26 protein-coding genes and 1 pseudogene are annotated in these 26,889 nt (G+C 48.0%); 13 read left to right on the top strand and 14 right to left on the bottom strand.

The window, feature by feature from the left end; genetic code table 11:
• Nucleotides 1-56: 56 nt before the first annotated feature.
• The 3 genes from Q5691_RS23295 to Q5691_RS23285 all read right to left on the bottom strand — a co-directional run bounded on the left by Q5691_RS23295 (nucleotide 57) and on the right by Q5691_RS23285 (nucleotide 4,200).
• Complete coding sequence (locus Q5691_RS23295; protein ID WP_333347340.1) at nucleotides 57-296, bottom strand: hypothetical protein; 240 nt, start codon at nucleotides 294-296, stop codon at nucleotides 57-59.
• A gap of 134 nt (nucleotides 297-430) precedes the next feature.
• A complete protein-coding gene (ppc, locus tag Q5691_RS23290; protein WP_333308823.1) occupies nucleotides 431-3,556 on the bottom strand; it encodes a phosphoenolpyruvate carboxylase in 3,126 nt (1,041 codons plus the stop codon).
• 419 nt (nucleotides 3,557-3,975) lie between these two features.
• Nucleotides 3,976-4,200 (bottom strand): hypothetical protein, encoded by a 225-nt coding sequence (locus tag Q5691_RS23285; protein ID WP_333347338.1) that lies wholly within the window; start codon nucleotides 4,198-4,200, stop codon nucleotides 3,976-3,978.
• Between the two features lie 336 nt (nucleotides 4,201-4,536).
• Between Q5691_RS23285 and Q5691_RS23280 the strand changes: the two genes are divergently transcribed.
• Nucleotides 4,537-8,061, top strand: a complete 3,525-nt coding sequence (locus Q5691_RS23280; RefSeq protein WP_333347335.1) for a hypothetical protein — start codon at nucleotides 4,537-4,539, stop codon at nucleotides 8,059-8,061.
• A 106-nt stretch (nucleotides 8,062-8,167) separates the two neighbouring features.
• Nucleotides 8,168-11,041 (top strand): zinc-dependent metalloprotease, encoded by a 2,874-nt coding sequence (locus Q5691_RS23275; RefSeq protein WP_445304757.1) that lies wholly within the window; start codon nucleotides 8,168-8,170, stop codon nucleotides 11,039-11,041.
• Nucleotides 11,042-11,286: 245 nt separating this feature from the next.
• On the opposite strand, the gene Q5691_RS23270 is transcribed toward Q5691_RS23275, so the two are convergent.
• The 3 genes from Q5691_RS23270 to Q5691_RS23260 all read right to left on the bottom strand — a co-directional run bounded on the left by Q5691_RS23270 (nucleotide 11,287) and on the right by Q5691_RS23260 (nucleotide 12,450).
• Nucleotides 11,287-11,721, bottom strand: a complete 435-nt coding sequence (locus Q5691_RS23270; protein ID WP_333212353.1) for an HNH endonuclease — start codon at nucleotides 11,719-11,721, stop codon at nucleotides 11,287-11,289.
• Nucleotides 11,714-12,127, bottom strand: a complete 414-nt coding sequence (locus Q5691_RS23265; protein ID WP_333212356.1) for a hypothetical protein — start codon at nucleotides 12,125-12,127, stop codon at nucleotides 11,714-11,716. The genes Q5691_RS23270 and Q5691_RS23265 overlap by 8 nt, the downstream gene beginning before the upstream one ends.
• 122 nt (nucleotides 12,128-12,249) lie before the next feature.
• The gene (locus tag Q5691_RS23260) at nucleotides 12,250-12,450 is read right to left on the bottom strand and encodes a hypothetical protein (RefSeq protein ID WP_333212358.1); all 201 of its coding nucleotides are present in this window, start codon (nucleotides 12,448-12,450) and stop codon (nucleotides 12,250-12,252) included.
• On the opposite strand from Q5691_RS23260, the gene Q5691_RS23255 reads away from it, so the two are divergent.
• Complete coding sequence (locus Q5691_RS23255) at nucleotides 12,449-12,628, top strand: hypothetical protein (RefSeq protein WP_333212360.1); 180 nt, start codon at nucleotides 12,449-12,451, stop codon at nucleotides 12,626-12,628. The genes Q5691_RS23260 and Q5691_RS23255 overlap by 2 nt on opposite strands.
• Nucleotides 12,629-12,630: 2 nt before the next feature.
• Here the strand turns inward: Q5691_RS23255 and Q5691_RS23250 are convergent, their stop codons facing one another.
• The 5 genes from Q5691_RS23250 to Q5691_RS23230 form a co-directional block, all read right to left on the bottom strand.
• The gene (locus Q5691_RS23250; RefSeq protein WP_333212362.1) at nucleotides 12,631-13,377 is read right to left on the bottom strand and encodes a uracil-DNA glycosylase family protein; all 747 of its coding nucleotides are present in this window, start codon (nucleotides 13,375-13,377) and stop codon (nucleotides 12,631-12,633) included.
• A gap of 186 nt (nucleotides 13,378-13,563) precedes the next feature.
• Nucleotides 13,564-13,800, bottom strand: a complete 237-nt coding sequence (locus Q5691_RS23245; RefSeq protein WP_333308817.1) for a DUF433 domain-containing protein — start codon at nucleotides 13,798-13,800, stop codon at nucleotides 13,564-13,566.
• Between the two features lie 123 nt (nucleotides 13,801-13,923).
• A complete protein-coding gene (locus Q5691_RS23240; protein WP_333212366.1) occupies nucleotides 13,924-14,163 on the bottom strand; it encodes a DUF4926 domain-containing protein in 240 nt (79 codons plus the stop codon).
• A gap of 10 nt (nucleotides 14,164-14,173) precedes the next feature.
• The gene (locus Q5691_RS23235) at nucleotides 14,174-14,509 is read right to left on the bottom strand and encodes a DUF6883 domain-containing protein (protein ID WP_333212368.1); all 336 of its coding nucleotides are present in this window, start codon (nucleotides 14,507-14,509) and stop codon (nucleotides 14,174-14,176) included.
• Between the two features lie 165 nt (nucleotides 14,510-14,674).
• Entirely contained in the window at nucleotides 14,675-14,809 is a 135-nt protein-coding gene (locus Q5691_RS23230; protein ID WP_333212370.1) for a DUF433 domain-containing protein, read from the bottom strand.
• Between the two features lie 33 nt (nucleotides 14,810-14,842).
• Here Q5691_RS23230 and Q5691_RS23225 point away from each other — a divergent pair, with 33 nt between their 5' ends.
• On the top strand, nucleotides 14,843-15,181 hold the full coding sequence (locus Q5691_RS23225; RefSeq protein WP_333212371.1) for a DUF433 domain-containing protein: 339 nt from the start codon (nucleotides 14,843-14,845) through the stop codon (nucleotides 15,179-15,181).
• A 138-nt stretch (nucleotides 15,182-15,319) separates the two neighbouring features.
• Here Q5691_RS23225 and Q5691_RS27790 read toward each other — a convergent pair.
• Nucleotides 15,320-15,487 (bottom strand): annotated as a pseudogene (locus Q5691_RS27790) (GNAT family N-acetyltransferase); the annotation flags it as partial.
• A 60-nt stretch (nucleotides 15,488-15,547) separates the two neighbouring features.
• Between Q5691_RS27790 and Q5691_RS23220 the strand changes: the two are divergent.
• Both Q5691_RS23220 and Q5691_RS23215 read left to right on the top strand, forming a co-directional pair.
• Nucleotides 15,548-16,318, top strand: coding sequence for a CPBP family intramembrane glutamic endopeptidase (locus Q5691_RS23220; RefSeq protein WP_333212373.1), 771 nt, complete (start codon nucleotides 15,548-15,550; stop codon nucleotides 16,316-16,318).
• 6 nt (nucleotides 16,319-16,324) lie between these two features.
• A complete protein-coding gene (locus tag Q5691_RS23215; RefSeq protein ID WP_333308814.1) occupies nucleotides 16,325-16,873 on the top strand; it encodes a DUF1349 domain-containing protein in 549 nt (182 codons plus the stop codon).
• A 151-nt stretch (nucleotides 16,874-17,024) separates the two neighbouring features.
• Here Q5691_RS23215 and Q5691_RS23210 read toward each other — a convergent pair whose 3' ends face one another.
• Nucleotides 17,025-17,303, bottom strand: coding sequence for a Photosystem I reaction center subunit PsaK (locus Q5691_RS23210; protein ID WP_333212376.1), 279 nt, complete (start codon nucleotides 17,301-17,303; stop codon nucleotides 17,025-17,027).
• A 299-nt stretch (nucleotides 17,304-17,602) separates the two neighbouring features.
• The gene (locus Q5691_RS23205) at nucleotides 17,603-17,815 is read right to left on the bottom strand and encodes a chlorophyll a/b-binding protein (protein ID WP_006634547.1); all 213 of its coding nucleotides are present in this window, start codon (nucleotides 17,813-17,815) and stop codon (nucleotides 17,603-17,605) included.
• 578 nt (nucleotides 17,816-18,393) lie between these two features.
• Between Q5691_RS23205 and hflX the strand changes: the two genes are divergently transcribed.
• The 7 genes from hflX (at nucleotide 18,394) to Q5691_RS23170 (ending at nucleotide 26,652) form a co-directional block, all read left to right on the top strand.
• Nucleotides 18,394-19,989 (top strand): GTPase HflX, encoded by a 1,596-nt coding sequence (hflX, locus tag Q5691_RS23200; RefSeq protein WP_333212377.1) that lies wholly within the window; start codon nucleotides 18,394-18,396, stop codon nucleotides 19,987-19,989.
• A gap of 464 nt (nucleotides 19,990-20,453) precedes the next feature.
• Nucleotides 20,454-20,786, top strand: coding sequence for a PEP-CTERM sorting domain-containing protein (locus tag Q5691_RS23195; protein ID WP_333212379.1), 333 nt, complete (start codon nucleotides 20,454-20,456; stop codon nucleotides 20,784-20,786).
• Between the two features lie 496 nt (nucleotides 20,787-21,282).
• On the top strand, nucleotides 21,283-21,546 hold the full coding sequence (grxC, locus tag Q5691_RS23190; RefSeq protein ID WP_333212381.1) for a glutaredoxin 3: 264 nt from the start codon (nucleotides 21,283-21,285) through the stop codon (nucleotides 21,544-21,546).
• Between the two features lie 67 nt (nucleotides 21,547-21,613).
• A complete protein-coding gene (gshB, locus tag Q5691_RS23185) occupies nucleotides 21,614-22,573 on the top strand; it encodes a glutathione synthase (RefSeq protein WP_333347330.1) in 960 nt (319 codons plus the stop codon).
• Nucleotides 22,574-22,802: 229 nt separating this feature from the next.
• A complete protein-coding gene (locus tag Q5691_RS23180; RefSeq protein WP_333212384.1) occupies nucleotides 22,803-23,942 on the top strand; it encodes a Gfo/Idh/MocA family oxidoreductase in 1,140 nt (379 codons plus the stop codon).
• A 108-nt stretch (nucleotides 23,943-24,050) separates the two neighbouring features.
• Nucleotides 24,051-25,889: a CHAT domain-containing protein gene (locus tag Q5691_RS23175; RefSeq protein WP_333347327.1), complete on the top strand. Its 1,839-nt coding sequence runs from the start codon at nucleotides 24,051-24,053 to the stop codon at nucleotides 25,887-25,889.
• Nucleotides 25,890-26,055: 166 nt separating this feature from the next.
• A complete protein-coding gene (locus tag Q5691_RS23170; RefSeq protein WP_333347325.1) occupies nucleotides 26,056-26,652 on the top strand; it encodes a hypothetical protein in 597 nt (198 codons plus the stop codon).
• Nucleotides 26,653-26,889 lie beyond the last annotated feature (237 nt).

Genomic DNA, 26,889 nt, shown 5'->3' with positions numbered 1-26,889 from the left:
GACATTTTGACCTGAACCCTCAGTGAGATTAATCTGTTATTCTATCAGGCCTTACACTAGAATGAAATAGCCCTGGAATTGCTGGGCAGAGGTTGAGGAGTTTGATTTGATTGTATACTTGATAAAAAAGCGAGTGACTTTTGCCACAGTTGACCTGCGAGAGTTAAGAAACTCTCTCGGTTTTGGGCGATCGCAAAATAGTCAGCCGCCACCCGCGCCAAAGCTATGCCCGTTAAAAATAAAAAAGTGCGCCGCAGCATCGGGCGACAACCTTCAGACTGTTTGCGTTTAGACATAAAAAAATCTCAGCTAGGATAGGGAACAGTTTCCTATGGCTGTGACTACAATGGGCGCGCGAATTCGGAAACTACCAGTAGCAAGGTGCTCCATCGCGCACCTCACCACTAATTCACAACTCAAAACTATTTGCCTAGCCCGTATTCCGCATCCCCGCAGCAATTCCATTAATCGTCAGCAGAGCTCCCCGCAACAATTCACCCTTGCTGTAACGCGAGTGAATCACCCCCGGAACCCCGCCACTACCATGCTGCCGCAAGCGTTTCAGCAGCGAAACCTGCAACAAACCCAAAGGCACAATCGTCGCATTTCGCAACTGCACCGATCGCTGCAGCGATGGATCTTCGTCCAACAAACGTTGGTGTCCGGTAATCGTTAAAACCAAATCGCGAATCAAGTGAAATTCGGCAGCAATTTGATCAAATAAAGCCTTAAAACGCTCCTTGTCAGCAGGCAAAGCTAACTCCTGCACGTAGTGTTCTGCAATCTGCAAATCCACCTTAGATAAAGTCATTTCCACTTTAGAAATTACCATTCTAAAAAATGGCCATTTTAAGTAGAAATACTGCAAAAGCTTCATGTGTTCTTCCGGTTCCTCCAGCAAAAACTCTTGCAAAGCTGTGCCGACACCGTACCAAGAAGGCAGCAAAAAGCGGCTTTGAGTCCAGCTAAACACCCACGGAATTGCTCGCAAACCGCTGATGTCTTTTTTGCCCCCGCGCCGGGCCGGACGAGAACTAATTTGCAACTGGCTGATTTCTTGAATCGGGGTAACTTGGTGAAAGAAATCAACTAAATCCGGCTGTTCGTAGATTAAATGGCGGTAGTGCGATCGCGATCTCGCCGACAACTCCTCCATAATCTCATTCCAAGGGTCGATGCCATCAAAACCAGTGTGCAGCAAACTAGCTTGAATTACCGCCGCCGCCACTGTTTCCAAATTGTAAAGCGCCAACTCCGGCAAAGAATATTTAGAAGCCAAAACCTCGCCTTGTTCAGTAATCTTAATTCGCCCACTAATACTCTTTCCAGGCTGAGCCAAAATTGCCTTGTAAGCAGGCCCGCCGCCGCGCCCTACTGAACCGCCTCGGCCGTGAAAAATCCGCAACTCTACACCGTGTTTTTCTGCCACCATTTGCAAAGCCTTTTGAGCTTTGTGTATTTCCCAATTGCTGCTGAGGAAACCCGAATCTTTATTGCTGTCGGAATATCCCAGCATCACCTCTTGCAATTTGAGAATTTCGATTGGGCATTTGAGATTTTCTGCGTTTTTTACCGCTAGTTCCTGCGCGTATCCTCCTGCTAGCAAGGCGCGATAAAGGGGTAAATCAAATATTTGCTGCATAACTTCCGGCGCTTTTTTCAAATCTTCCACTGTTTCAAACAGAGGAACTACTTGAATACTGCTAATTCCTGTCGCTGGATCGTAAAGTCCTGCTTCTTTTGCTAACAGCAAAACTGCTAGTAAATCGCTGACATCGTGGCTCATGCTAATGACATAAGTTTCGCAAATTTCCGGGCCAAACTCCTGCTGCATTTGCCGCAATATTCGGAAGGTATTAATAGTCTCGCAAGTTTTGGGAGAAAAAGGCAATTCTGCTGGAATTAAAGGGCGACGAGTTTGCAGTTCCGTTGCGAGCCAAATAATTCGATCGCATTCCGACATTTGATTGTACGGCTTGGGCAAAATTTGCAAGTATTCAGCAATTTCGCTCAAAGCGTCGGAGTGTACTGTTGACTCTTGGCGGATATCAAGGTAAGCCAAATTAAATCCGTAAATTTCTACTTGGCACAGCAGATTTTCCAAGTCCCGACAGCTCAAACCTGTTTCCACTAAATTGCGCTCGATGAGCTGCAACTCGGTCAAAAACTCAGTACCCGATCGATAAAGGCCGGTCATTCCGGGATTTTCCGACAAAGCTTCGCGTTCCCGCTGCAACTCGTCACCTTTGTAGAGCCGCCAATTACGATCGCGCGTATTTTCCAGTCGCTGCTGCACGTAGGCCAGCTTCAACCGATAAGGTTCTTGCCGGTAGCGGATTGCCCACTGCTCGTAAACATCCGGAAATTCCGATTTGTCGCGATCGAGAGATTCGAGCAATTCCGGCAGCACGTCACTCCAGTGCAGCGACAAACTCAAAAGTTCGTTCAGCCGCTTCACGGCGTTGATGTACTTACACAGCACCAAATGGCGCTGATAGCAAGCGGTTTGCCAAGTAACTTTCGGAGTCACAGAAGGATTGCCGTCCCTGTCCGAACCCACCCAAGAACCGAACTTGCAAAAATTGTAACTAGGCGGTTTCAGATAAGGGTAAGAAGCGTGCAGAGCTTGCTTTAAGCGGTGGTAGAGTTCGGGAATCGCATCAAACAGCACTTCATCGAAGTAGTGGAGAGTGTACTCCACCTCGTCAAGCACAGTCGGCTTGAACTGGTGCAGTTCGTCAGTGCGCCACCATAGGCGAATTTCTTCCATCAGTTGCTCTTGGAGAGCGGCTGCTTCCCAGCAAGACACCGGGTAGGGGCTTTGAGAGTCGGCCCCAAGTACCTGAAATTTCTCGTCAACTTGGTCTAGCTGTTGGAGAATCTTCGCCATTCGTCGCTGTTTGGTGCGGATCGTGTGGCGAACAATTTCCGTCGGGTGAGCGGTGAATACCAAGCGGATGTCTAACTGATCGATCAAGCGTTGGATTTGCTGGCTGGGCACGTTCAAGCGCAGCAGCATCGGGAACAGTTGGTGAAAAGTGCCGGCATCACGAGTGATCATCTCGTTGCTGTCTGCCTTGCTCAAAGCCATTTGGGCTGGGACTGGGCCTTCCCGGTGGCGTGGGCGATCGGGGGCATCAGTTGCTTGTCCTGGCAGCTTAGAAAACATCCGCCCACCAGCATCGTTGCTGCTAGCGTAAGCTAGCTGTTGGTCTCGCTGTTCGTAGTGCTGTTCGACAATGTTGATCAACTGAAAATACAGTGCAAAAGCCCTAGCGGCGCGGATGGCGGCGTTGAGGTCGAGCTTTTCGATTAGCTGTACGACATTCGACTCGCGAAAGTGAGTGGCCTGTCCCTCGGCGGAATTGACCGATCGCATTTGTTGGAGCAAATCCACCAATTCCTGCCCGCACTCCTGTCGCAGCACCGATTCCCACAAGTCCTCTACAACTTTGAGGCGATTTCGCAGAAACAGGTCTGATTTTGAGTAAGCGGGAGAATGGGAAATAGATGTTGTATCAATAGCCTGTTCTGAAGACTGGAGGACTGAACTCATCGGGCTGTTCCTCAATAGCTGCGGGTGTCAAGAAAATTGTATGGTTTAGTTTCGCCTAAAACACTTTTGTTTGCAGTCAAATTTGAGACAACTTATTGCAACGTAGAAAGTAGAAGGCACTTATGTACAAAGTATAAGGAAAGACCAATTCTCACAGCACGGATTGTACTTCTTGTCAAGCTTTCAGGTCAGTTAACTTGGAGTTTGAGATTTTAGACGATCGGCGTGAGACGAACGTCTTAGCGCGAGCGTCGAGTCGCGCTCAGTCGAACGATTTTAGATTTACTCCCAAGATGAATCTGGGAAGTTAAACTAGGGTCGAAAATTTTTATCTCTCCAAGACAGGAGTCGCGGGCTGGTATGCGTTGTTGGGCGGGGTCACAAAATTTAACTTCTAGCAGCATCCTTCCTTGGGCTTTCTAATCCTGTGATTGAGGAAAGTTGAGTACGGGAAGGCGCGAACCCCGAAAGACTTCTTCGCTTTCAACGCCGATCGACGCAACAAACTCAGCAGCAGCTTTAGCCGCCACCAACCCGCCCAGCATGGGTAAAGCGACCAAGCTCAACAAAATATCTGAGGGAACTGGCAACTTTGGACTCTCAGGTGTTTGAGTTTTGAGCAAGTCTTGGTTTTCCGACGGCATAAATTCCTCCTGTGTCAATCCATAATCCTCAGTTTACAAGCCAAATAATGATCTTGACCGCTGCTTTCTGACTAATAACTTCTGAGATCAAATCCGGTGACGAATAACTTGTGGCTTGGCTTAATTTGGACTTATCTGTGCCAAAATGTCGAGGTATTATCAAAAAAATATTCCCCAACGGCTCGAAGCCGAGGGGATACAAGGCAAGACTCTAAGTCCAGCATGGCTTAAACCAGACAAAACGGTTAGGCTCGGCAAATCCAATAATTGTCCGTAAAATCTGTAACTGTGCTATTTCTAGAAAACAAAACCAGCTTTGGCAAAATTTAGAGTTTCATGTTAAATGCGAACGGGAGCATATTGGCAGACAATCCATCAAGCGCCTCGCAGTGGGCGCAAGAAGCTTTAGGGCTTCCCGAAGTTCAAGTACAAGCGCGTTTGCGGGGAAATCATCTGCACATTTTGTGCGAAGCAGCGCAGTGTCCGTCTCAAGAATTGGTGACGGCGAGATTTACCAACGCCCTCGAACACACTGATTTAACGCGATTGCTGCCCGATCGACCTAAAATTTACCAGTTGTTTCTGTGCGGCCGCAAAATAGGTTCCCGACAAAATGACTGGACAGTCCGGCTCGATTGCAGCAGTCCCAAGCGACAGCAACAGCAACAGCCACAGCAACCGGAACCAAAAGTTGCCGAAGTGCCGCCGCCAGCGAGTTCCCCCGACGAACCGCCAGCAAGCCCTAAAAGAGGCGGATTTTTCGGCAAATTTAAGAATGACAACCAGAAACTCAAACAGACACCAAAACCGATAGAAACAGCAGCCCACCCGCCGCAAGTACGGGAAGAACTGGATTTTGACGCCGAAAGTCTGCCCATCGCCTCCCGCATTCAATACCCAGAAGCTTTTGAAACTTCCCCCGTGACGATCGACACTTCGGCTGCTGCGATGCGGGAAGTTGTCGGTTCCGCCGTTCCCCCTCAGCAGAAAGCGAACCGTGGCGCGGTGGCTTTGATTCAATCCCCCGAAGCTGGCTCAGGCGAGGGCGATCCTGATGGAACATTGACGGTTTCGCCGGAAACTTTGGCGCGCCGGGGCTATCCAGATGCGATCGCCAGCTATCTCAGCGAAATCCTCGGCCCGATGGGAGTTTCGGTGAAAGTCAGCATTCGCGAAAAAGAACTCAAAAGCAGCGGAGAAACCCTGCCGGTCAATGGGCCGGAAAATATCAAGCCCAAGGAACGCCGACTGCTGGTGCTGTGCGAGTCAGCTTACAGCCCCGACCCCTCATTGCTGGCAGAACCCATCGCCGGCAGGCTACGGAAACTGCAACTAGAGGATTTCCGGGAAGCAGTGATAGCCAGCCAAGTCAGCGGCGAAGCGAAACCGGACTGGCTGCTGCGGGTGGATTTGACTTCGCCGGACAAAATTCTCAAGGAATGGGCCAGGTGGGGAGACGTACAGTCGATCGCCAAACTGCTAAATCAACACTTGGCAGCATCGAGAGTCGAAGTGCGGGCAACCCTCAAAGAAGCAACCCTCCACCTGTTTTGCAGCAAAACTGCCAAAAAAGGACAAAAGCCTAAACGGCAAGAATACCCAGACAAGCAGCAAACCACCGAGGCGATCGCCCCTTTGTTAGCCTCATTTGCGCCCCAAGGCATCCGCGCAGCTACGATCTACGGCGTAGAACCAGCCAAGGACTCTCAGGCGGCGCCGGAGTCCCCGGTGTGGATAGACTGGGTGGACTTGCCTGCCGCCCACCACCCCGACTTGGCGGCAAACGCTAGAACGCTGGCGATCGATGGCGACCAATTGGCTTTGACTTTTTTATTGAACAGGTTGCTCAACCCCAATCTCAGGCGCAAGCTGGAAACAGGAGGGATTCGGGCTGTCGTGCTGCAAAAAGGCAACGTGCTGCACGTCATGACAGAAGCTCTGACTTGCCCTTCTCAGTCGAAGGTAGGCCCGCCGGTGGCGAAATTTTTGCGGCACTTACAAATTCCGGGAGTGGCAGGGGTGCGAGTCTACGGACGTCGCGCCGGCCAGAAACTGCCCCTGTGGCGCTACGCAATCGACCTCAGAACGGTTGTTGACGAGGAATCAGCGGCACCTGCACCGGTTCCCTCGCAAGTGGCTGTGTTGGAAAAGGAACCGGTGCCGGAGTTTGCGCCGGCAGAGGATGGGAGTTTTTCGGGTTTGGGCGACAATTTGGTGTTCGATGCTCCGGCGCCCAACTCCTGGCGGCCCCGCTTCAAAATCAGGCTCCCCGGATACAATCTGGGCGAGCAATTAGTTCAAGCTGCGGTGCAACCGCTTGTCGCTTCGGGTTTGTTTGTTCCCAATGATGGTTTATCAACGAATGCTGCTGCGCCCGGGGGCGTGAGAGCCGATCGCGCGGCGCGAATGGCTTTGATTTGGGCGATCGCCGGCTGTCTGCTGGCTTTCAATACCGATTGGCTCCTCGGTCAATTTCTGCAATCTGCGACGGTCAGTCAAGCTCCTAGCGCTTCCGAAGTTTGCAGCGGCCCAAATTGTCAAAATTCATCCCCCAAGGCTGTGGACGATGTTACAGCCGCACTTCCGAAGGCAACCCCGAAACCAGTTCCCCCTGCTGAGGAGGTGAATTTGCCTCAAACTCCGTTGCAGCCGTCGCCGGAAGCCAACCGGGAAGAAGCTTTTAATGGCTCTGGGTTTACGAAACCGGGCAATACTAGCGTTCCTGTAGCTGATGTTTCTGCTCCTCCGGTGTTCCCGACTTTGAGGAGCGAGCAGCTTGACGACCAAATAGCGCGCTATCAAGAGTATATCCACCTGCACAAAAAACCGCCGGACATTTTAATTGTCGGTAGTTCGAGGGCTCTGCGCGGTATCGACCCGGCGGTTTTGGAAACCGCTTTGGCAGCTTCGGGCTATCCGGGGCTGAGGGCTTACAATTTTGGGGTTAATGGAGCTACTCTCCAAGTTGTAGATTCGCTCATCCGCCGGATTTTGCCGCCACAACAACTGCCGAAATTGCTGGTGTTGGCTGACGGGGCGAGGGCTCTCAACAGCGGGCGGCCGGATTTGACTTTTAGTGCGATCGCTTCTTCGGAAGGTTACAGGCAATTGAGCCGGGGTAGTTTTCTGATCCGCACCAATCAATTAGAATCCGAAACATCGAAGGAAAGCGCCAACAATCCGGTGGCGACTGCGACTGAATTGGTGAACAATTTGGGAGAAGCTCAAGCTAATGTTCAGCAATTGGTGAGTCAAAAGTTGGTTGAGGGTTCTGCAACTTACAAAAAACGCGATCGACTTAAAGGGTTTTTGCGATCGATCGTTAATCCCTCATTAGGCCCTGTTGCCACCGACAGCCCCCAAACCGCAGCCCTGGGTGAACAAACAACTGAAAACGTTCAGCCCACTGCTGCGAGTAAACCAGTTAGCGAGTATCAACCAAATGGCTTTTTGCCGATCGATATACGCTTCAATCCCGAAACTTACTTTCAGAAGCACCCCAAAGTATCTGGTTATTACGACTCCGACTATCAAAATTTTAAATTGGTAGGCGAACAAGCTCTAGCACTCAAAAATCTGATCGAATTTACCAAGGTTCGCAACATCAATCTCGTGTTTGTAAATATGCCTCTGACTGAAGATTATTTAGACCCGGTGCGGACAGGTTACGAACAAGAATTCCGGCAATATATGCAAGAATTATCAGCTCAAAGCGGACTAATTTTCCTAGATAAGAGTTTATTGTGGCCCCAGGCGCGAGAATCTTTTTCCGACCCCAGCCACCTCAACCGTTACGGTGCTGTTGCAGTTTCTAAGCGTTTGGCTCAAGATCCCATGATTCCCTGGCCAGCGAAACAATAGTTTTGAATTTTGAGTTGTGAGTTATTTTAGAAGTTAAATGATGCGAACGTTGCGAGTGTGGCGTGACTATCTCAAAACTATTCTTTCCTGCGGCTGGATACTGAAAATGAAAAGATTGATATTTCCTGAAAATAGCAAAAATCAACAGATAAAAATTCCGAGAAAAAATCTGCCTTTGATATTTTTTATATTATCTTTAGCATTTTTCTGTTTCAGTTTGTATAAAGGTTTCTTCTTACCTGTAGCTTTATCATCTGGGCCGCCCAGCAACGAACAAAGTAGCGAACAGCAAAGTCTGGCACCATTTGAAGAGGTTGTCAAAGACGCGAAAAAGTTAGAGGGACTATTTACTCTTTACCGCAATCAAGCAACTGATAAAGTATATCTGGAAATTAAACCGCAACAACTCGACAAAAAGTTCCTGTGCTTTGTGACATTGGCATCGGGTTTGGGGGAAGCAGGCATTTTGAGCGGAATGCCGATCGGCGATTTCTTGTTTCAACTGCGGCGCGTCCAAAATAACGTGCAGTTTGTGATCCCAAATGTAAATTTTCGCACAAGTCCGGGCGACCCGCAAGCAGGTTCGGTAGCACGGGGATTTAGCGACTCGATTCTCTATTCTTTGCCTCTCAAAAGCATTGATCCGCAAAGACAAACTCTGCTGATCGATTTAGGCGATTTGCTGATGAGCGAAAAACGCGATTTACCAGGGGTAAAAGCGATTTTGCCGATGCTTTTGGGTTCTTCTTACTCGATCGATGCAGACAAGTCTTCTTTTAAAGATGTTAAAGCGTTTCCGCTGAATGTGGAGATTGCTTCTGTCTATGGTTTTTCTAGCGATAATGACAGTGAGCTTAACTATTTACCTTCGATTCCTGACAGTCGGGCTTTTAACCTCCGCATTCACTACAGTTTCTCGGAAGTGCCGCTAAATAACGGCTACCGGCCCAGACTTGCGGACGAGCGAGTGGGCTATTTTCTCACAGCATATAAGGACTTTTCTGACAAGAGCAGCCGGGAGCCTTTTGTGCGCTATATCAATCGCTGGCATTTGCAAAAGCAAATCCCGACAGCGCCGATGTCGCCGCCGGTACAGCCGATCGTCTTTTGGATTGAAAATAATGTGCCTACCGAATACCGAAACGCAATTCATGAGGGCGTTTTGGCGTGGAACAAAGCTTTTGAAAAGGCAGGTTTTACTGAGGCAATTCAGGTCAAACAAATGCCGGACAATGCTAAATGGGATCCGGCTGACGTTCGCTACAATACTATCCGCTGGTCGAGTTCTTTTGAGCCTCAGTTTGCCGGCATCGGGCCGTCTCGTACTAACCCGCTGACGGGGGAAATTTTGGATGCTGACATTCTGTTGGATGCTAATGTTGTCCGGGAAATCAAACAGGGTTATCGGTCTTTGGTGGAACAAAATAGATCGCTATCTAAGAGCTTTCAAGGGCGAAACGGTTCTAATACCAATCCCTGTCAGTTCGGGATGTATTCTCGCTATTTGAATGTGCTAGAAAATGGGGATTTAGGAAAAAGCAGCGGGGAAAATGCTCAAGGTGGAATTGCTGATGATTTGCCGACTTTGGTAGAAAGATACCAAGAGCAGAAGCGCTCGCCTTTATCGCGGTTGATGTCGAGTTCGGATATGTGTTTTGGGTTGGAATCGAGTCGCCAGTTTGCGATGGGGGCAATGTCGATGGATCTGTTGGAAAATGCAGCCCCTAGCAGTGGGACGATTGACAATTATGTGAATGAATATATCCGATTTTTGACTGCTCACGAAGTCGGTCACACTCTCGGTTTGAGGCACAATTTTCACGGGAGTACGATGCTGCAACCGGAGGATTTGAACAATACTCAGGTAACTCGCACGCAAGGTTTGGTAGCGTCGGTGATGGATTATGTGCCGATTAATTTGGCACCCCAGGGAACTGTGCAGGGCGACTATTTTCCAACGATTGTAGGGCCCTATGACGATTGGGCGATCGAGTATGGTTACAAGGTGATTGGTGGCCGGGACCCGAACAGCGACTTACCAACGCTGCAACAAATTGCCAGTCGCGGTGCCGAATCCCAATTAGCTTACGCGCCGGATGAGGATTCTGTGGATATTCTCGATCCGGCTGCAAATACCTTCGATCTCAGCGCCAATATGCTGAAGTATTCGCAATGGCAATTGGATAATGGGAGGGCGATGTGGAAGCGTTTAGAAAAGCGAATTCCGGTTGGGGAAGACGGTTATAACGAACTGCGGGTGATGTTTGATTCGGTGTTCGGATATTATGTCAACCAAGTGATGAATGCTACTTTGTATGTGGGGGGACAGTCGTTTAGTCGGATTCGCCCTGGAGATACTAATGCGAAGTTGCCGTTTGTGCCGATCGAACTTTCTCAGCAGCGAGAAGCTTTAGCAACATTGGAGAAGTACGTTTTTGCCCCGGATGCGTTTAGTTTTGCGCCGGAATTGCTGAATAAATTGGCGCCTTCGCGCTGGGAGCACTGGGGAAGTCCGGCTTTGGTGTTTCCTCTAGATTACCCGATCGGCGATCGAATTACTTTTTTGCAGCGGTTTGTATTGCGGGTTTTGCTATCTCCGATGCGCTTGGCGAGGCTGCGGGATGCCGAGTTAAAATCGGCGCCGGAAACTGCTTTGAGGTTGCCGGAAGTGTTGAATACTGTGCAAAAGGATATCTGGCAAGAGGTTTTGCAGCCGGAAAAGAAGATGCAAATTTCAACTTTTAGGCGTTCTTTGCAGCGGGAACATTTGGCGATTTTGATCGGAATGGTGCTGCGAAAAACGAATGTTCCAGAGGATGCGCGGAGTTTGGCTTGGTACGAGTTGCGGCAGTTGCGGGAAGGTTTGAGCAAGAGTATTAGGAATTTGGATAGGAATGCTGATGCTTATACGCGGGCTCATTTGGAGGAAACGCGCGATCGTATTTCTAAGGTTTTGAATTCGCAAATTCAGTCGAATTAATTTGGGGGTTCAGAAACCGGGTTTTTGCGGAAGATATTTCGTTGCTGCCCGCAGATTTGGTCAAAAACCCGGTTTCTGAGAATCTCAGTCAAGTTAAAATAATAGCGATCGCCCATCAATTGACAAAACCTCCGCTTCTCCGTTTTACTGCCCGCGTCCTGGTTTGCAATCTACGAAACCTAACGATTCTGTGTCGAGAAAACTGGCGATCGCCATTTCGATCACCGCTGCGATCGGATATTCAATTACGAATCATTGTGAGGTGGATGTAGAGCGATAGAATGCAGGACTCCTCGAAGATTGACTACTCCTTCTCGGTTGAGTTGCAGCCGATCGATGGTAGCGCGTCCAGTCGGTGTTAAACCCAACATTTGAGTCGAATCGCTGCTCCAAGTAAAGTGTTCGCTCCAGTTATCCTGTCGAGGATGATAAAGTGGGACAGAGCTACCTGTAATAGGGTCGATCGCCTCACTATGACTGTATTTGAAATTGTTGCATCCTTGACAAGCGATCGCCAGATTATCCAAATCACTGGTGCCACCTTTGGAGCGAGGGATAATGTGTTCAATCGAGAAGGGATCTGGAGAGAATTTAGCTTGACTGAGACAATACTCGCAGCAACCATTGGCGCGTTGTTTAATGAATTGTCGTTGCTGCTGTGTGAGGCGGGATTCAGACATAATCAACGATATCGGGTTGAGGATGGATGCCAAGGGTTTGCATCAGATCTGTCAGAGGTTGGTTGCGGAAGGTTGCGAGTTGAATTAAGGCTTGAATGCGGGTAACGTTGAGTTTTTCAAGGCGATCGCTCATTTGGATCAGTTGCTTGTGTTCTTCGGGAGTCAGGGTTTCGGCATGACGCTTGGCGATGAGGGCATGGTATTCTTCCCAGGTTTGTGCACTAAAGCCAATGTTAATTTGTTGCAGCAAGTCGGCTTCAGTAGGTTGGGTAATTGGAAGTCTAGGCTGGAGGCGTTCTTGCAGGGCGTTGAGGATGTAGCGATCGGGTTCCACGCCCTGTCGAGATGCTTCAGTGCGGATCTGGTGTTCGAGTTCGGGAGAGAGGTTGAGGGTGATGGTGGTCATGGTTATCTTGGCAGCAACATCTATTCATCATTTTAGCGATCGGGCTTTCACCTTATCTCGAACTTCATCGCCTGGGACTTCTCGATTTTACTGCCCGCGTCCTGGTTTGCAATCTACGAAACCTAATGCTTCTGTGTCGAGAAAACTGGCGATCGAAATGCTTCTGTGTCGAGAAAACTGGCGATCGAAATGGCGATCGTTGCTGCGATCGGATATTCAATTTTCGCAGCACGCGCAATTAGAGCAGCTTTAATTCGTTCTGGCAAACGTCCCAAAATAACTTCGGCATCAGGAGAAAGTTGTTCTTGAAGTTTAGCTTGCATGACATTCACCTTTGGGTTGGAATTTGATAGATACATTCAAGCCACTACCCAACTCAGATTTAGCGGTCTAACGTTGCCAATCACCCGCCGCAAATTACCTCAGACTGCCACCGACAGGATTTCGACGGTGGGGTGCATTGGCGTTGTTCGAGTGCGCGCATCTCTTGCCGTATTTTGATGCTACCGCAAAAAAGCGCGTAACTTTTCAAGTTCATCACCCTGTAAACACTTAGCAAAAGAACGGTGAGTCCGAGCATTTGGATGGGGGAGAAAAGCAAAAAATCTTTCACGATTCCCTATCTCAACGAACTCGGATATTGAATTTTCTGTAGAGATATTGAATTGGCTTTGAATCACTTGCTTTGCGCGTGCCCCCAGTACCACTATCACTTTTGCTCTTGCTAGTTCTAAAACTCTCAACAAGTAGGCTTCCACACATTGCTCCTGTGATTCTTCTACACCAGTTTCGGCACGAGACTTACAATGCACTATCTCGGTAAGCGCATAATCAATGCCTGGACTAACGTTCCGTTGAAGTAGCTCAATCGCACGTTGTCTAACCGCTGCCCAAAATCGAGTAGAGCGACTATATTTCCCGTCTTTTAGCAAGGATTTTGTACCATCAATGATCCAGTGCTTACGTCCTCCTCCAAAACGGTAATTGAAATAATCGTGTACTTCGCTACATGACCAATCCCAAGTTGGGTAATCTTCATCAGAGCCAATTGATGGATTTGAACTCAGGAAGAGAATGGGTGCTTGCTCTATCTGTCCACTCCAAGGTTCAGGCACTTGAAATTTTTCTAACCCAATTGCATTTTGAGAGTCAACAATTTTACGACATGGATTTTCAACAGAAAGATCTTCTTGACACTCTCGTGCATGGGGACAATGAACAATTTCACTTAGCAGAGTTTTTTCAGACATTCCCGAAATATATCAACTGATTACGAGTTTACGAAAATCTAGCAGTCGAACTTATAATTGTATCGCAGTTGCGGTACAATACCCAATAGAAGAGAAAAATACCGCAGATCGCTGATGTATTTCACCAAAGGTAGCCAGTAATCCACACATCAATTGCTGGCGAGCGATGAGAATTCAACCAAATAGTCATGTGGCTAAAACCGGACGATCGAGTTTGCGGAGTGCATAGAGAAGCGCAGCTTTGAGATCGTCAACTTCCAAGTCTGGCAATTCTTCGATAATTTGTTCAAAACTCAAACCAGCAGCTAGCAACTCTAGGATATCGATGACTCGAATCCGCATTCCCCGGATGCAGGGACGATCGCCACATTGTCTTGGGTTCACTGTGATTCTGTTAAACAGATAAGCAACGGATGCTGGCATTGGTTAAAATTGTTTGAAACCTTTGTCTATAGCTTACTTCATTTATCGCCCCAAACTCACACCGCGAAATAATTCCTCGATCGCCACTTCCAACTCAATACTCTATAAAGTATTATTTGTAGGCTAGGCGTAGGCAGGAAGTGGCTCATAAACGAGTTGCATGAGTTTTTCTGAGGGAACGGTTTCCATTGCATAGGTATTGCCTTGAGCATCGGCAAAATCTACTAGATAAGCGCGATCGTCAAAGCTCATGAGAATAGTGCCAACTTGTCCGGCCCGGAGCAAAATCGGCCCAGAGGTTTCTTTATGGATGGCCTGAATTTCTGCGGTCAAGGCAACAACATCATATTCGTGTAACGTCATTATAGTATCCTCACTTATTGACAGGATAGGTATTAGTTAATCTGGGAAAGTCTTCATCGGTGCGAATCATCCAACATGACAGCACCCAAGAGCTTCCTATTTCGGTAGTCATGAAAAATTTGATATCATACTGGGTTCCATAATTGTCTGTTTTGTAAATTTCCGCCTCCTGATTGACCGCACATTCTAGTAGAGCGACTTCTAAAATAGCTTTGTTTTCTAGTGTGATTCCCAATCGATTTCTAAACAGGATGGCTTTGTCTTTTCCCTTGGGATGTTGCATATTTAGTGAGTATCGCTCAAGCTTGTCGCCAAGCAGTGCCTTATCTCCGTTGGGTAGTTTCATCTGTCGAAATGGTTAAGTCACTGGGTGGAAAATTTTCATTTGCCAGAAACCGCATTAACTTGCCTCAGCAAACAGTAAAGGCGTGTAAAATACGTCTACTTTGAGGCACTCCGCCGCGAAAGCAAATACAGCTTGTAGAGATTCAGCATTAAGCGTTGGGTAATTTTATAGAATTTGTTGCTGCGTCCAACCTTCTGAAAATAGCCCTAGAACGAACTCCACTGATATTCGTGTCCCCTTAATTACAGGCTTGCCAAGCAGCATTTTAGGATTTGAGTGAATGTGTGCTTTCCAGTTCATAACCAGTGCGCCTCTATAGGGTTTTCATCTACTATGAGTATAGTTAAAATTCTAAAATTTATCACCGCAGTAATATCTATTGACATTGGTACGCTCATTGCACGCCCTCCCGGACTGCATGGTGGATGTCCCCACATCCTCGGTAAAGGCGTTACCGTTCGCCGGATTGTAACCTGGTACAAGCGAGGATTGAATGCTGAAGAGATTTGCGATCGCATTTCTCATCTCACCCTCGCCCAAGTCTACGCCGCACTCACCTACTATCATGCCAACACCCAAGAAATTGAAACTTATTTGCTCAATCAAGCAGCCGAAGCCAAGCGTCTTGAAGCTTTGCACAGCAACTTTGGTAAATATGAAATGCTAAGATAATAAATCATACGTCGCCCACAGAAAAATCTACTAGATAAGCACTATCCTCAAACTGGGAAAGAAAAACTGATTTTTACCGGATAAATTTAGGGGGTGTAGGAGGAATAGCGGCAATGAAGTAAAGTTTTATAACAAGACTCAACACTTGTGATCCTTGACTAAACTGTAAAGTTCGAGCTCTTCAAACTGCCCTCGGTGAAAAACACGCTGTTTTTGGCTACCTTCCTGCGTCATTCCCAGCTTTTGTAGCACCTTAGCCGAGGCTATATTCCGTCTGAGACAAGTTGCATAAATGCGATCGAGCTTTAATGTTTCAAATACTCAAGACTGATTTAGTGTAATTGATGCGTTTTTTTCTCAAAAATTATGTCTGCTAACACTGCAAAAAATCATTACTTCCGATTGGCATTGTTCTGGGCGTTTCTGGGTAGTTTGGGAAGCTTGGCGGTGTTCCCTTATGCGCTGTCTCTCAATCCGGCAGTAAGTCAATTGCCTGCACCGCTACCTGTTTTGGCGATCGCCTCCGCCCTGCAAACCGGAATTTTTCTAATTCTCCTTTGTTGGATTGGGCTTCACCTCGGTAACTCGATCGGACTTGATACGCCCATAGCTCGTGCTTTGGTATATCGACAGCCTTTCGCGCCAATATCTAAATCTGCCCTTAACACGGCGCTAATTGTAGGCTGCATCGGTGGAATCGTCCTGATTGGATTGAGTTTAGCTTTCCAACCTTGGATGCCGCCAATGGCAACTCCAACAACGCTAGAAATTGCTCTCTGGAAACGCATATTAGCTTCCTTCTACGGAGGCATCACCGAAGAACTCTTGCTGCGACTGTTCGGTATGACATTGATGGCGTGGCTACTTTGGAAGATTTTTGAGCGAGACAAACCGCAACCCTCTACATGGATTTTTTGGCTGGCAATTGTGGCGGCGGCGATTCTGTTTGGTGTGGGTCATTTGCCTGCGGCTGCCAATGTCTGGGCATTAACCCCGATCGTCATTCTCCGCACCATTACACTGAATGCCCTGTTAGGGATTCCCTTTGGTTTTCTTTACTGGCGTTGGGGATTAGAATACGCTATGTTATCTCATTTTTTGGCGGATTTGGTACTGCACGGAATTGGAGGAAGTTAGCAGGAGATGGAAACAATGCAATGGTATAACGAACCTTTACAATGGCATGAGGATAACGATGTTATCCACATTACCGCAGGCGCAAAGACTGACTTTTGGCGGCAAACTCATTACGGATTCATTCGCGATAACGGCAACTTTTACTACCGTCAAGTCTCAGGCGACTTTACAGCCGAAGTCAAAATTACTGGTTGCTATCGATCGCTCTACGATCAAGCAGGATTGATGATTAGAGAGAGCGAAAATATCTGGCTTAAGTGCGGTATTGAGTTTGTTGAGGGAGTGCAAAACGTGAGTGCGGTTGTGACACGAGACTATTCGGATTGGTCTGTTATGCCACTTGAAGTGCCGCCTGTTTCCCTGTGGCTGCGGGTAAAGCGCCGAGCTGAAACGGTGGAAGTGCAATACTCGTTGAATGGGTCAGACTATTCAATGATGCGACTGGCATATCTAACTGAGTCACCAATCGTTCAAGTTGGGTTAATGTGTGCGGCTCCCCAAGGTGAGGGCTTTGCAGCCGAATTTGAAGGGTTTAAGCATAGTAAGCTGATCTAATGTGGATGGTAAAACAACCGATTTCTGTGCCACTCCCTATATAAAATTAAAATTAGGGGTGAGTGCTTTTCACTTACCCCTGCCATTTTTTCTCCGCCTTTTAACAAACCAATTGCAGCAAAAAATCACCCCAAAAGCGAGGCAATTTCTCCTAAGAATACTTGTCGATGTTGAGGGTCAAAATCAGGAATGTTCCCAGCAAATGACCGGCGCTCATGCAAGCCAGAAATGCTGGTACGCTAACATTGTTGAACAAAGACGGGAAGGGCAAAGGCATTTTCGGCCCGACGTGGGGATACCAAATTCGGCGGCTGAGAACTAGCAATGCTAAGATATTGCAAACAAACATCACCAGAGGCTTTTGCCAATTTCCTGATGCTGTGTCAGTCACTGTTGAGGCTACTACTGCCAGTAAATTTGAGTTAATCATTGTTGATGCTCCTATTTTTCATAAACTATTCAGAAATGCTCGATGATATTTCTTGCCAAAAATACAGCAGGGGCGATCGCCTTTACGCAATAAATATCTGTTGGTATCAATATTCACCGCGCCAGCGACAGCGCCCCCACCCGTAATTATGGAATCACAGCAAGAAGTCTTTTAATGCCATTCAAAAGTAACGAAAGATACAAAGGGACACAACCATAGTCGCTGCCATTTGTAACTTTTAGCCTGTCTGGCAGTGGCGGCATTTAGTCACGCTGCCAGACAGGAAAGACTGCTCGTCATTAGTGAGCAATGTAGGTAGGCAGAAAGTGAAGTATGTCACGTAGAACACTATATCCAGCGGCATCCCAAAGCAAATAAGCTAAGAAACCGATCATCGCTAAGCGACCGTTCCAAAGTTCTGCTTGCGGGTTGAAGCCAAACAAGAAGGCATTCCGATCTTTGCCGTTGTAAGCATTAGCCGTAGGAGGCAGGTTAGTAGGACGAGTTTCCATGTTTTTACATTCCTTAACAATGTTCGCTTCTCATGGTAGCGACCTAATTTCTGCTTTGCTATCTGTCTCTAGGCTCAAGATACACACAAGTCTAAAGGAGGATTTTGAAACAAAAAATAAAGTGTTAACTTTTGTTGCGCGAGTTTTTTCAGCGATCGCCTGTATCTGTAAATACTAAATACAACTGCAAGTTGAGAGGGCCGCTGTGAAAGGCTCCATCGCCCCGTAGCGACAAACGACGGCGCTGGTGACTCGACAATACTGAATCCGCGCTCTGATAGAGGCAAGAAAATTTAGTAAATTGGAACTTAAAACCAGAACACGATCGCCCTTGAGTTAACTAAAATAGGAGATAAACAGATCGATCGGGAGAAACAGTTATCGAAACCATCTACGGCCATCTTCAAGGTTTAAAGTCCAGCCAGCTCAAGCAACTCGAAAAGCTTTACCACCAGCGACTACCGGGCGATCGCATCACCACTGCAGAATTCGCCCAGCGCGTCGCCGCCATCAGCACGGAAATAGACAAACCAATCTGCACCTACATCAACCGCCGCGGACAAGTAATTCGCGTCGGCGTGGGTACACCGCGGCAAACGCAGATTGCGCCCTTAGAACTGCCCCGCTACGGGGGAGGTCGCCTCAGCGGCATTCGCTGCATCGCCACCCACCTGAAGCCAGAAACCCCAAGCGAAGCAGCCCTCACAGCAATGGCAATTCAGCGCCTCGACGCCCTGGTTTGGCTGACACTGACCGGCGGAGGATTTCAGCGCCGCGGGGGCGGTGCGACTGGTTACATCCAAGAAACTTATCTCGCTCACCTGATACCCCAGGGAAACCAGCCAAATTTTGAGTTCTCTGTTTTGAGCGCTCAGTTAGAACCAGATGCAACTGATGAAATAGAAGAGCCTTCAATTCCCAAGTCACTAATTCAAACTCCACACTTTCCCTGGAAAATATCAGAACCGCTGAATTTGGACGAGCTCGCCGACCAAGACTTTCTGGATTTGGTGGAAGGACTCGAAGCAGACTTTCAAGCAGAGTTTGTCGCTAAGCAGGTCGATGCAGACCAAGACAAAGTGCTGTTGGTAGGTGTAATGACTCAGCACATGACTCAGTTGGAGTTTGAGGACGGCCTGGCAGAAATCACGCGGCTGGTTGAAAGCGCCGGGGGTCAGGTTCTGCAAACCGTGCGCCAAAAACGATCGCGCCCCAATCCGCAGACAGTCGTCGGCGAAGGCAAAGTTCAGGAAATCTCCCTCACAGCTCAGACGGTTAGCGCTAACCTCGTTGTATTCGATCGCGACCTGTCGCCGGCACAAATACGGAACTTGGAAACTCAGATAGGTATCCGCGTCGTCGATCGAACAGAGGTAATTCTCGACATTTTTGCCCAAAGAGCTCGATCGAGCGAGGGTAAATTGCAAGTCGAACTCGCTCAGCTAGAGTACGCCCTGCCCCGGCTCAGAGGTCGCGGTCAGGCAATGTCGAGACAGGGTGGCGGCATCGGTACCAGAGGCCCAGGGGAAACCAAGCTAGAAACCGAACGGCGGACGATCGCCAAACGCATTTCTCGGTTGCAGCAAGAAGTAAATCAACTGCTGGCGCACCGCTTCCGGCTGCGGCAGAACCGCCATCATCACGATGTACCCTCAGTGGCGATCGTGGGCTACACCAACGCGGGTAAATCGACTCTGCTCAACCTGCTCACAAATTCCGAAGTCTATGCCGCAGACCAGTTATTTGCCACCCTCGACCCTACAACTCGGCGGTTGACCATTCCCGGCACTGTCACCAGGGAACCCCTGTCGATCGTCCTCACAGATACAGTGGGCTTTATTCGCGAACTGCCCCCCGCCTTGATAGACGCTTTCCGGGCTACCCTGGAAGAAGTCACTGACGCCGATGCTTTGCTGCACCTCGTCGATCTCTCCCATCCCGCGTGGCAGAGCCAAATTCGATCGGTCATGAATATTTTGACAGATATGCCCGTAACTCCCGGCCCAGCCCTTGTAGTCTTTAACAAAATCGATGCCGTAGATGGAGAGACTCTCGCCCTCGCCCGAGAAGAATTTCCTCAAGCAGTATTTATTTCGGCCGCCAAAGGTCTTGGGATGGAAACTCTCCGCGACAGACTTGTTCAGCTCATTCAATACGTCCTCTACCCTCGGTAAATACTTAAATATTCCTTTTGAATAGTTGACATCGGGGAATATACGTACATATACTGAGGACAGATCTAGTCGAACTATGAGATTATAAAAGAGTAGTCAGATTGTGCATTGCAAAGTACAATACAGCATCTCTATTTTGCGCTCGGTTAAATAAATAATTGCCCGAGACCGCGGTCAAGGTAAAAAGACTCTTTGTTAATGGCTGTAAAGGCTGTTGCTTCAGAGGTTGCAAAAAGATGTTGCTTCACTCTGGTCCAACCACGGTACGGAATGTCAAGGTGAAAGAGAATAATATTATTAAAGTGTTTGGGCACTCATCTCAAGCGCTATACTATCTTTTACAGGCGTCCGCGAGAGAATACATCCATTTATTGTAAGAACTCTAAAATCCTTGCCCGTCGTACAGCGCTAATCTCTAGGACTATTTCTATTTTTCGATTTTACCACTGTTTAACTAAATAGTTATGTGTACGCCACTGGCAAAACTAGCAATTGGACTCTCTGCCACAATGGCAACAGCGTTTTACTATCTAGCTGCCGCCCCTCCGGCAGCAGCAGTAGATGTCTGCGGTCCGGGAAATTATTCTACTGCCTGTGCCTCCAGCCAGACATCAACAGCAACGACATCCGACCCGCAATTAGCGACCGAGGGGAGTTTGTCCCAAATATACATCACACCTTCGAGAAGCTCAACTTCTATTCCTGAACCGGGTACTGCGATCGCAGTCCTACTAACAGGTGCAGGAATGATCTGTTCGTGCAGAAAGCGAAACAAGCAGGTTGGTCCGCAGCGCTAGGCAGGCTGATGACCAACCTGTTTGCCTTTACAATGTCTCCGTTTTTTTAAGCATGGGTATTTGTTTACTTAAATTTATATAAAAAATAAAAAATTGTATAAAAAATAACTTGACACCTCGCTTCGGTTGTGCGCTGCAAATAGAGCCGGATGTTGAAGGAAGAAAGCGATAGCGACTTCAGTCAGGGTAAAAAAAAAGAAGAAGGCAAATGCACTTCCCGGCAAGGGTTTCAGCAGTGAATAACCTCCGGTGTAAAAGATAAGGTTGCTACATGTTGCTATATATAATAAAAATTAAAATATAAAAATTAAAATAAGATTGGTTAAGATCAATCCTTCGGACAGTTTTTTATAGGCAACCGTAGAATAAGGGTTTCAAGGCTCCAAGGCAAGTTGGCTACCAACGAAAAATCCAGGGTTTCAGCCTAGGAACTAAAAACAGTCCGCACTATGGTTAAGATTACAATTAAAAAATATTGTTATTGTTTGAGCGTCCCATGACCCCTAAAGTAGAAATTTACACTTGGAGAACCTGCCCGTTTTGCATTCGTGCTAAAGCACTGCTGAAACGAAAAGGGATTGATTTTACAGAGTACGCGATCGACGGAGATGAAGCAGCACGGGCTCAAATGAGCGATCGAGCCAACGGAGGCCGCACCCTGCCCCAGATATTCATTAACGACCAACACATAGGTGGCTGCGACGAAATCCACAAACTCGATACTCAAGGCCTGCTAGATCCGCTGCTAGCAGCAAAATGAGGCATTCCCTGTCGAATTTTCCGTTAGCCCAAATTTTCCTGTGACCAATTCTTAATTTTAATTGACAATGAAATTTGCATTCATCATCGATCCCCTCGCGCGACTAATTCCAGGACACGATACCAGCGTAGCGCTGATGGAAGCCGCTCAAGAGTTGGGTCACGAAGTCTGGGCAACTCAAGCCAACGAATTAAGCGTCATCGGCGGCAAAACTTGGGCAATGCTAAGTCGGGTAGCCCTCACCCCAGTAAAAGTGGTAGATGGACGCTGGGAGGCGGCTGAGGCTTGGTACGAGGTAGAACAGCCTACTTTGCAGCCTCTGGAAGCAATGGACGCAGTATTTATGCGGACAGATCCCCCAGTCAACATTCCTTACCTCTACGCTACTTACCTTCTAGACGGCATCGATCCGGCTAAAACTTTGGTAGTTAACAGTCCCAAAGGATTGCGGGCGGCGAATGAAAAGATGTATGCTTTGCAATTTGAGGGAGCGATTCCTGAGACAATTGTTTCTCAAAACAAGCAGGTAATTCGGCAATTTGTTGAGAAAAAAGGAGCAGCAGTTCTTAAACCCTTGGGTGGCAAAGCTGGCGAGGGGATTTTGTTTTTGGAAGCGGGCGATCGCAATCTCAACTCCCTGGTCGAAATTAGCACTCAACAAGGGCAAATTCCAGTGATGGTTCAGACTTATCTGCCGGAAGCAAAAGAGGGAGATAAACGGATTATATTGTTGAACGGCAAGCCCATCGGTGCTATCAACCGCATTCCCACCGGCAATGAATTTCGCGGCAACATGGCCGTCGGCGGCCGAGTCGCAAAAACAGAAATTACCGATCGCGAACTGGAAATTTGCACTCAGTTAGAACCCGTGCTGCAACGGGACGGACTGTACTTTGTCGGCATTGATATCATTGGCGGTTATCTGACAGAAGTTAATGTCACCAGCCCTACAGGGATCAGAGAAATTGACTTGTTTGACGGGGTTAGTTTGGGCAAACAAGTAATTGAATGGGTAGTGAGTCAGTAGTCAGTAGTCATTAGTCAGTAGTCATTAGTCATTAGTCATTAGTCATTAGTTATGAGTTATGAGTTATGAGTTATGAGTTATTGGTCATTAGTTATTGGTCGCAGCTAAAAAATAACAAATAACAACTAACAACTACCAACTACCAACTACCAAAAGCCAACTATCAACAGCCAACAGCCAACAGTCAACAGTCAACAGTCAACAGTTAACAATTAACAATTATTAAATTATGTCAAAAATTGGCGTTGCAGTAGTCGGTACCGGTTTCGGTCAAAAAGTACACCTTCCCGGATTCCAGGCCCATCACCGGACAGAGGTTGTGGCTGTTTACCACCGGAATTTAGACAAAGCAAAGGCGATCGCCTCTACCCACAATATCCCCTACGCTTGCGACTCGATCGCCGATATAGTAGCTATCCCAGAAGTGGCGGGCGTCAGCATTTCCACGCCGCCATTTTTGCATTATGAAATGGCAAAAACCGTCTTGGAAGCAGGCAAGCATTTATTATTAGAAAAACCCACAGCCCTGACAGCAAATGAAGCCAGGGAACTTTACCGATTGGCAAACAACGAATCTCCAACCGATTTTAAAAATGGTGGTTCCAGAGCAATTGCCACAATGGACTTTGAGTTTCGCTTCATCCCCGCATGGCAAATGCTAGCAGAATTATTGGCAGCAGAATATGTGGGAGAAAAGCGTTTAATTAAGATTGATTGGCTGGTTTCGAGCCGCGCTGATGCGAGTCGCCCTTGGAATTGGTACGCGCAAAAAGATCGAGGGGGCGGAGTTTTGGGCGCGACTGGTTCTCACGTTTTTGATTATATTAGCTGGCTGTTCGGCCCGCCCCAAAGGCTCTCTGGGCAATTGATTACAGGAATTTCGCGGCGGCCCGATCCGAATGATTCGGGAAAATTAAAATTAGTTGATGCAGATGATTCGTGCACGTTGATGTTGGAATTAGCCGGGGGAACGCCTTGTCAAGTTTGTTTGAGTTCTGTTACTTATCAAGGGCGGGGACACTGGGTGGAAATATACGGGAGTAAGGGTACGTTGGTGTTAGGAAGCGACAACCAGCAAGATTACGTCCACGGCTTTCGCTTGTGGGGTTCCCAAGGTGGAGAACCTTTAGCTGAAATCAAAATTCCTCAAAGATTGGAGTTTCCTCAAGTATATCCAGACGGGAGGATTGCAGCGTTTATTCGAGTAGTAGATAGGTGGGTAGAGGCAATAGATGCGGGCGAATCGTTGATACCGTCGCTGAGGGAAGGGGTTTACTCGCAGTTGTTGATGGATTTGACCCAGGAGTCGAATGCTACGGGAACTTGGGTAGATTTACCTAATATAGATAATTTTTTGGGCACTAAGTAAAAGTAAAAACTGCCAAAGCAATCTCACGCACTCGATCGCACCCCAAACCCGATAAACTACAAATAGAGAAACTCAATTCAACCCTATATCCAGAGTCGGTAGTTGTGAATGGCGCGCCCTGAAAGTCCTTGCCTCAGTATAGCGATCGCTCGCCTGAGAACCGCTGGGGCAAACCATTTTGCCACTTGGGTTCTACAAGCTCCTTATCCCAGCGGGTACGTTCACCACGACTGTATGTGGCCCGATACCCTCTCCCAATCTTGGAAAGCTTGGCAGGAAATGTTTTCGCCCTCCGGGACAATTCACGAATTGCCCCTAAATCCTGATGGCAGTTTCGTCTCGCCAGAAAACAACCAGAATATACTGGCAGAAACTGAACAACGAAGCCCTCAGTCGCTAGACCTCGCTCCAGCGACGCCCTCTGTGCCGCTCCACCTCGGTCAACGGGGGTGGGGCAACAAGGGGGATCTGCATCCGCCTCGGCCACCGGCAAGCTACAGCAGTCGCCTGATGCAGCATTTGGGGATTAATCTTTGGCAGTGGCTGTTTGAAGGGCCGATTCAGGGTAGTCTCCAGGAAAGTAAAGGTATCGCGATCGGGCAAAATCTACCCCTCCGAGTGCGCGTAGACTTGCGCGAACCGTATTTAATTGCTTTACCTTGGGAAATTATGCAGCCTCAAGCCGGTCAACCGGCAATTTCTCTGTCGCAGCAACTGCTGTTCAGCCGAACTACCAGCAATGTTGAACCTTTGCCACCCCTGCAGCCTGCGGAGTCGCTCAACATTTTGCTAGTTTTGGGACAAGCAGAAACCGGCGGCGGTGCTAATTCTCAATTTTCCAAGAGTAATAACGGTCATTTGCAGTTGGGAGAAGAAGCACTCGCCTTAGCTGGCGTTCTGGAAAGTGCTTTTCAAACCGACGACAGTGACAAATATTTTGACATCAGCGTTCCGACTCGCGTCGATACTCTGATCGAACCTACCCCGGCGGAACTCATTTCTCGGCTGGAAACGCAAGCTTACAACATTCTGTTTTACGCCGGCCACGGGATACCGGGCCCCGACGGCGGTTTGCTGTTTTTGGGGCCGGAAACGGCAATTAATGGGACTGAACTGGCTCAGGTTTTAGTTCGGTGCCGCGTGACTCTGGCGGTGTTTAATGCCTGCTGGGGAGCTCAGCCGGCGGTGGAGAGGCTGCACTCAACTAACGGTCAGCAACAGGCAATCGCCCGCAGCAGTTTGGCTGAGGTACTGATTCATCACGGGGTGCCTGCAGTGTTGGGGATGCGGGACTCGATCGCCGATCGCGAGGCCCGGAGTTTTATCCAAACTTTTGCCCAAGCTTTGGCCGGACGGATGTCGATCGATCGGGCAGTCGCCGTCGCCAGACAGCAGTTACTAACGCTCTACAAGTTCAATCAACCGGCTTGGACGCTGCCTGTGCTGTATATGCACCCTGAGTTTGACGGTCAGCTAACTGAGCCGGTAGATGACCTCAAAACTGAGTTGCCTTTAAATTCTTCTACTTGGTTGGGACGGTTGCCGTCTTGTGCTTATTTGCGGGGGCGCGATCGACCAAATGCCAAATCCACCGAATCGATTAATCAGGTTTGGCCGATTCGCGCAGGTATGGTTCGAGTCGGACGCTGGGAAGAAAATGACGTAGTGATTCGAGAACAGTGGGTTTCTCAAAAACACGCCGAGATTTTCTGCCGCAACACTATCGGAGATAGCCGGGAAGAAGCTAGCTACTTCCTGCGCGATTTTTCTCGCTACGGGACTCTAGTTTTGGGATCTGAGGGATGGCAGAGAGTTCACCACCAAGAATTTCTGCTACGCAGCGGGACTCAGCTAAAATTTGGCAGTTCTCAAGGTCAGATTTTTGAGTTCACTATTGAGGTTCCTAAAACTTCGGGGTACAGTGAGACTGATTGCGGAACGAATTAAGGTGCGGGTGTAGCTAATGAAGGCAAGCGGCTACTGGCACAGCAAAGTTCTGGGCGTTGAGTGTCCAGTCTGAATTTAAAAGAGTTACTCACCACTGATAGCTCGCAACTAGCTCTTGGCACAGTCCCCCTTCTGTCTTTTCCTTTTCCCACCTAGGTATTACATCATGGCTACCCAATCTACTGATTCTGAATATTTTCGCGACTCACAAACTCAAGCCCAGATGGAACTTCTCGCCACAATTGTTCAGACTGATGTTGCTTATCCCTGGAATCCTGCACAGCTTGAATCCGAATCTTATTTAGCTGGCCTAGAGCAGGAATTTGCGCTATCTGATTCCTTCAGCGACAGCGATATTGCCCTGAAGTCGCAAGTTTTATTTTTGCAATTAGAACAAGTTTGGCTGACCACTGCTCTGCACAAGTCTTTGCGCGAGAAATTTGCTCGCGTTCCTCAAGATTTTCTGGCCAGCATCGCTCAAAGCGTGCAAAACGCCACTGTTAAGTATCAATCTTTAGCTGACCAAATGGTAGAGTGCGTCTTAGATATTTTGCCTCAGTGGGCTGAGGAAGATTTGCAGGTGTTGGCACGTCCTTTGGCTTATGCCATGCGAGATGTTGATTCGGAAGGGGGGGAATTAGTCATGGCTACTACAAGACCTTGGGCCCAATTGTCGGAAATAGAACAAGCCAGAGTTAGTTTGGCTGTCGCCCGCTATGCAATCTCGCAATTAGAAATGGCTGATGAGTTTTTGGATGGCTAAATTTTTGTGCTGCGAACGCGGTAATTTTTTTAAATTAATATAAAATCAATCTACCTTTAGTTAGATGTCAAATTCATCTAATTGCTAAATTTTCTGGATTGCTATAGTTTGATATAGCAATCCTATTTGATTTGTAGACAAGATATAGCCTTGCTCAGTAAGGATCGCGAATTAAATAACTTACAATTTTAATTGTTATTGTGGGATGGGCGTCCCGCCCGTCCTTTTTGGACGGGC

The organism is Microcoleus sp. w1-18aA5 (genome assembly GCF_036701705.1).
Taxonomy (GTDB): domain Bacteria; phylum Cyanobacteriota; class Cyanobacteriia; order Cyanobacteriales; family Microcoleaceae; genus Microcoleus.
The sequence above is the reverse complement of the archived record's forward strand: the minus strand, read 5'-3'. Positions and strand labels throughout refer to the sequence as shown.